The following is a 6,235-nucleotide window of genomic DNA, read 5'->3' as shown; positions in this document are numbered from 1 at the left end:
GTCGGGCTCGAATCCCGTCGCGACCGCCAGGACACCCTCCTTCGGGAAACTGCCCAGCGGTGGAGCGGCGACGCCGATTTCGATGCAGTGACCGCAGGGCCTGCCGACCGCGCGGAGGCCGGGACCGGGCACAACGTTACCGAACAGCGCCTGCTCGACCCCCTGACCGACCGCGAGGTCGACGTGGTCCGGCTGATTCTCACCGGGGCGTCGAACTCCACAATCGCCGCCGAGCTGGTCATTACGGTCGACACGGTCAAGTCGCACGTGAAACGTATCCTCCGCAAACTCGGCGCCACCAACCGTGCCGAACTGATCGCGAAGTACCAGTCCGGCACCCGGTGACAGGGCCAGCGGAAGCCCTCAGGCGTCCGAGGACGGCACGGTCACGGTGACGGTGTCCACGTCTGGCGTGAGCACGAGCTGGCAGGCGAGACGCGAGCACGGCTGAACACCGTCGAGGAACTCGAGAAGGTCCTGCTCCTCCAACGTCGGTTCGCCGAACGCCGCACTGGAATCGTCGTCCAGGTACACGTGGCAGGTGGCGCACGAGCAGCTACCGCCGCATTCGGCGACGATGCCGGGAAGGTTGTTGCGGACCGACCCGTCCATGACGCTCTGGCCGGCGGGAACGTCGACGGACGACGTCGAGCCGTCCGGAAGCTGGTACACGACGGTGGGCATGGCGATCTCCTTCAGGTTGACCGGTGAACATCTGCGCGGCCGTCATGCTTGGCGAAGGTCCGGCCGCGTTCTCGATACCGAAAATTGTGTCGCCGGTCACTGGCCGGGCACATCACCACTTCGACTGATTACCCCCCTCCCGTGGGGTGATCCTTGCCCCGCCGACCGCGGTGCACGCTGGGGTGACCGGGCACACATCCCCCGTTAGGTGGACAACTTTCGATCAATGGTGTGATGCCCCTCACTCCCGTGGCTGACAGGCTGAAGTCACTCCAGTCGGCGAGGGCGCCGCGACGTTCGGCGCCGCACCACACTGCACCACGAAGGGGAATCGATGAGCACTACAGAGCAGGTCACGGAACTCATTCCGGACACCGTCGCCCGTCAGATCGTTCTACCCGAAGGACACCGGGACAACGACGCGCTGTTCGAGGCCTACCGCTGGCTGCGCGAGAACAATCCCCTCGGCCGTGCCGTGGTGGAGGGGTACGACCCCATCTGGCTGGTGAGCAAGCACGCCGACATCATGGAGATCGAGCGTCAGCCCGACATCTTCACCAGTGCGGGCGGCGAGGACAAGGGCTCCGTCAACCCGATCCTGGCGAACCAGGCCGGCGACCAGTTCACCAAGAGCATCAACAACGGCAGCCTCCGCATCCTCGAGACTCTCACGTACCTCGACCCGCCGGAGCACACCGCGATCAAGGACATCGCGCTGGACTGGTTCCGGCCCACCAACCTCGCCCAGTGGGAAGCGACCATCCGCGACCTCGCGAAGGCTGCCGTCGCCCGGCTTCTGAAGACGGACGGCCGGATCGACTTCGTCAAGGACTTCGCCCTCCACTACCCCCTGCACGTCATCATGAGCCTGTTCGGGGTGCCGGAATCGGACGAGCCCCGCATGATGGCCCTCACGCAGGAGTTCTTCGGCACGGCCGATCCCGATGCCGCACGGGAGGACGTCGAACCGCTCACCCCGGACGCCGCCGCGAAGCAGTGGGTGGCCACGATCCAGGATTTCTACGCCTACTTCGAAAGGCTGCTGCAGGACCGGCGGGCCAACCCCCGTGACGATCTCGCGACGATCATCTCGTTGGCACGCAACGAGAGTGGCGAGTACTACCCGAACGAGGTGGCCTACGGCTACTTCATCGCCATCGCCACCGCGGGTCACGACACCACGTCGAGCACGCTCGCCGGCGGCATGCTCGAACTCGGCCGCAACCCGGAACTCCTCGCGAAGGCCAAGGCCGATCCGGCGCTCGCCCCGCACATCGTCAACGAATCGCTGCGCTGGGCCTCGCCGGTGAAGCACTTCATGCGTCAGGCGACGCAGGACTACACGCTGCGCGGCCGCGACATCAAGAAGGGCGACCGCTTCATGCTGCTGTACCAGTCGGGCAACCGCGACGCGGACGTCATCCCCGACCCCGACACTTTCGACATCACCCGCAGGCCCAACAAGCACATCGCCTTCGGTTACGGTCCGCACATGTGCATCGGCCAGCACCTGGCGAAGCTCGAACTGCGGATCATGTTCGAGGAACTGCTCCCCCACATCGAGTCTCTCGAACTCGCCGACGACACCAAGATGATCCAGACCAATTTCGTCGGCGGGCTCAAGAACATGCCCGTCCAGATCGAGTTCACCCGGTAACACCATGGTCACGTCACATGCGTCACCCACCGTGGTGATCGTCGGGGCCGGGCACGCCGGCGGCACTCTCGCCGGCATGCTGCGGCAGCAGAAGTTCGACGGTCGCATCGTCCTGTGCGGGGACGAAACCCATCCGCCCTATCACCGCCCGCCGCTGTCGAAGAAATACGCCGACGACGAGTTCGTGCAATGGCTCAAGCCGGAATCGTTCTACGCCGACAACGAGATCGACACGCTGCTCGGTGATCCGGTCAGCCGCATCGACCGGGATGCGCGAACCGCGACGACCGTGTCCGGAACGGTGCTGGAGTACACGACACTCGTGCTCGCGACGGGCGCCGCGCCGCGGACGCTGTCGCTCCCGGGAAGCGATCTCGAGGGCGTACTCAGCCTCCGCACACTCGCCGACGCCACGATGCTCCGCGAGGCGGTGCACTCCGGATCGGCGCTGGCGATCATCGGCGGCGGGTACGTGGGACTCGAGGTCGCGGCGTCGGCCCGCGCCCGCGGATGCGACGTCACGGTGATCGAGCGGGAGGACCGGGTGCTGGCCCGGGTGGCGAGCCGGGAACTGTCGACAGCACTCACCGACTTCCACCGGAACCGCGGGACCCGCATTCTCACCGGGGCCGAGGTCCGGGGAATCACCGGCTCCGACGGCCGCGTCGCCGGTATCGAACTCGGTGACGGAACCGAGATCGCCTGCGACGTCGTCCTGGTCGGGGTGGGTGCCATCCCGAACGACGTGCTGGCACGGGAGTCCGGCCTCGAGTGCCTCGCCGGAATCGTCGTCGACGGGTCGGCCCACACCAGCGATCCGCACGTTCTCGCGATCGGGGACGTGACGTATCGACTGCACGACACGCTCGGGAAGATGGTGCGGCTGGAGAGCATTCCGAGTGCGGTCGAGCAGGCGAAGCAGGCGGCGGCGGTCATCATGGGCGCCCCGCTCCCACCGCACGAGGTGCCGTGGTTCTGGTCGGATCAGTTCGATCTGAAGATGAAGATGGCGGGCATGATCGGGCCGGACACGCAGCCGATCCTGCGCGGCGACGCCTCCGCCACGTCGTTCGCACTGTTCCATCTCGACAGCGACGGGATACCGGTGGCCGTCGAGACCGTGAATGCCGCAGGCGAATTCATGGCCGGAAAGAAGTTCATCGGGAATCGCACCAAGGTCGACCGCACCGCCCTCGCCGATCCCGCGACGCCGTTGCGGGAAGCCGCTCTCTGAGCATTCGATCCACGCCGGTCCCTGTCGGGCCGGCCCCCACAGACATGGAGTCATTGACGATGGAAGCACTCGCAGCAGTCGCGAGAGAACCCCACACCGAGTTCTCGCTCGAAACGATCACCATCGACGAACCGAAGGCCGGCGAGGTGCTCGTCGAGATCGAAGCGGTCGGCATCTGCCACACCGACCTCGCCGCACGCGACGGTGCCCTCCCGACCGCGCTGCCCGCCGTCCTCGGCCACGAAGGCTGCGGTTTCGTCCGCGCAGTCGGCGACGGTGTCACCAAGGTCGCCGCCGGCGACCGCGTCGCCATCACCTTCAACAGCTGCGGATCCTGCCCCTCCTGCACCACCGGGGCACCCTCCTACTGCCACCAGTTCATGCACCTCGCCTACGACGGAGTCCGCGAAGACGGCACCGGTCCGCTGTCGACCACGGACGGCGAGTCCCTGACCGGTCTGTTCTTCGGGCAGTCCTCGTTCGCCACCTACAGCCTCGCGTTCGAACGCAACGTGGTGAAAGTTCCCACCGACGTTCCCGCCGAACTTCTGGCTCCGCTCGGCTGCGGAATCCAGACCGGCGCCGGCGCCGTCATGCGCTCCCTCGACTGCCGACCCGGATCCGCGATCCTCGTCGCCGGCGCCGGATCGGTCGGGCTCGCAGCCGTCATGGGCGCCGTCGTGCAGGGCGCCGCCACGATCATCGCCGTCGAACCGCACCAGTCGCGGCGCGACCTCGCCCTCGAACTCGGCGCCACCCATGTCATCGACCCCGGCGCCGGTCCTCTGGCCGAGCAGGTCCGCGCGATCATCCCCGCCGGCGTCGACTACGCGATCGACACCTCCGGCGTCCCCGCCGTCATCGAATCCCTCGTCGGCGCCATGACCTTCCACGGCAAGATCGGACTCATCGGCGTCCCCGCCGACCCCGAATCGTCGGTTCCGCTGAACATCATCAACTCCCTCGCCATGGGACTGACCATCACCGGAATCATCGAGGGCGACAGCGTCCCCGACGAGTTCATCCCCGAACTCGTCGAGCTGTACAAGGCCGGAAAGTTCCCGCTCGACAAACTCGTCACCACGTTCCCCTTCGCGAAGATCAACGACGCGATCGACGCCCAGCATCGCGGCGAAGTCCTCAAACCCGTGCTCCTGCACGACTGACCACCCGCCCCCACACCATGAAGGACACCCCGATGACGATCGACTACCCCGATCTCTACATCCGCGGCGGATGGACCCGGCCCGCCGGCGACTCGACGATCCCGGTCATCTCCCCCACCACCGAGCAGCGCATCGGCTCCGTGCCGGAGGGCACCGAAACCGACATCGACGACGCCGTCGACGCCGCCCGCGCCGCACTCACCCAGTGGGGGTCGTGGACTGCGGCCCAGCGCGCCGAGGTCCTGAACCGGTTCGCCGACGAACTCGAATCCCGCGCCGAGGACACCTCCACCCGGGTCAGCAGCCAGAACGGAATGCCCATCACCCTCGCCCGGCAGTTCGAGGGCGGGTTCCCACCGGTTTTGCTGCGCTACTACGCCGACATGGCGGCGAAGCAGGAAGACGAGATTCGGCCCGGCATGCTCGGCGGCTCCACCCTCGTCACCCGCTCCCCGATCGGCGTGGTCGGCGCCATTGTGCCGTGGAACGTGCCGCAGGCCATCACCTTCCTCAAACTCGCCCCCGCCCTCGCCGCCGGCTGCACCGTCGTCCTCAAACCGTCCCCGGAAACCGTGCTCGACGCGTTCCTGATGGCCGAAGCCGCCATCGCCGCCGGACTCCCTGCCGGTGTGGTCAACATCGTCCCCGGTGGACGCGACCTCGGCGCCTACCTCGTCGCCCACCCCGGGATCGACAAGGTCTCCTTCACCGGCTCCACCGGTGCGGGACGCGCCATCGGCCGCACCTGCGGCGAACTGCTCCGCCCCGTCACCTTGGAACTAGGGGGCAAATCTGCTGCCGTCGTCCTCGATGACGCCGATCTGACCGCGAACCTCGAATCCTTCTATGCGGCAACTTTGCTCAACAACGGACAGATCTGCTGGCTCGGCACCCGCGTTCTCGCACCTCGATCCCGCTACACCGAGATCGTCGACACCATCACCGACCTCGCAAGGGGCTTGTCGATAGGAGATCCGCTGTCCGACACCACACAGATGGGACCGCTCGTCTCCGCCCGACAACGGCACCGCGTCGAAAGCTATATCGACAAGGGCCGCTCCGATGGCGGACGCGTCACCACCGGCGGACGCAGGCCCGACAAACTCGACCACGGCTGGTTCGTCGAACCCACCGTCTTCGCCGACGTCGAAACCGGCCACACGATCGCACAGGAAGAAATCTTCGGGCCCGTCCTGTCGGTCATCCCCTACACCGACGAGGCCGAGGCCGTCACCATCGCCAACCACTCCGACTACGGCCTCGGCGGCTCCATCTGGACCGCCGACCCCGAACGCGGCGCCCAATTCGCCCGGGGCGTCGCCAGCGGAACAGTCGGGATCAACGGCTACTCCAACGACCCGACCGCCCCCTTCGGCGGCATCAAGAACAGCGGCCTCGGCCGCGAACTCGGACCCGAGGGCCTCGCCAGCTACCAGCAACTCAAGAGCATCTACCTCGACGTGCGATGACCCCCCGGGTGCGGCCGTGCGACAC

The 6,235-nt window shown here is 67.0% G+C and carries 6 protein-coding genes; 5 read left to right on the top strand and 1 reads right to left on the bottom strand.

The features are described 5' to 3' along the window. Nucleotides 1-345, top strand: a 345-nt coding sequence (locus ACFTZB_RS41755) for a helix-turn-helix transcriptional regulator (RefSeq protein WP_378441239.1), incomplete at its 5' end; no start/stop codon positions are given. Between the two features lie 18 nt (nucleotides 346-363). On the opposite strand, the gene ACFTZB_RS41750 is transcribed toward ACFTZB_RS41755, so the two are convergent. Further along, nucleotides 364-684 carry a 2Fe-2S iron-sulfur cluster-binding protein gene (locus ACFTZB_RS41750; protein ID WP_072937091.1) on the bottom strand — a complete coding sequence of 107 codons (321 nt, stop codon included), beginning with the start codon at nucleotides 682-684 and terminating at the stop codon, nucleotides 364-366. Between the two features lie 334 nt (nucleotides 685-1,018). On the opposite strand from ACFTZB_RS41750, the gene ACFTZB_RS41745 reads away from it, so the two are divergent. The 4 genes from ACFTZB_RS41745 to ACFTZB_RS41730 are packed head-to-tail and all read left to right on the top strand — an operon-like array spanning nucleotide 1,019 to nucleotide 6,210. After that, the gene (locus ACFTZB_RS41745; protein ID WP_378441236.1) at nucleotides 1,019-2,341 is read left to right on the top strand and encodes a cytochrome P450; all 1,323 of its coding nucleotides are present in this window, start codon (nucleotides 1,019-1,021) and stop codon (nucleotides 2,339-2,341) included. A gap of 4 nt (nucleotides 2,342-2,345) precedes the next feature. Continuing rightward, nucleotides 2,346-3,575, top strand: coding sequence for an NAD(P)/FAD-dependent oxidoreductase (locus tag ACFTZB_RS41740; RefSeq protein ID WP_378441233.1), 1,230 nt, complete (start codon nucleotides 2,346-2,348; stop codon nucleotides 3,573-3,575). Nucleotides 3,576-3,634: 59 nt separating this feature from the next. Continuing rightward, nucleotides 3,635-4,741: an NAD(P)-dependent alcohol dehydrogenase gene (locus ACFTZB_RS41735; RefSeq protein WP_378441231.1), complete on the top strand. Its 1,107-nt coding sequence runs from the start codon at nucleotides 3,635-3,637 to the stop codon at nucleotides 4,739-4,741. A 32-nt stretch (nucleotides 4,742-4,773) separates the two neighbouring features. After that, nucleotides 4,774-6,210, top strand: a complete 1,437-nt coding sequence (locus ACFTZB_RS41730) for an aldehyde dehydrogenase (RefSeq protein WP_378441229.1) — start codon at nucleotides 4,774-4,776, stop codon at nucleotides 6,208-6,210. Nucleotides 6,211-6,235 lie beyond the last annotated feature (25 nt).

This window comes from Rhodococcus sp. NPDC057014, assembly GCF_042673295.1.
Classification (GTDB): domain Bacteria; phylum Actinomycetota; class Actinomycetes; order Mycobacteriales; family Mycobacteriaceae; genus Rhodococcus_F.
Note: the sequence above shows the minus strand (reverse complement) of the source record. Positions and strands in the feature narration are given on the sequence as shown.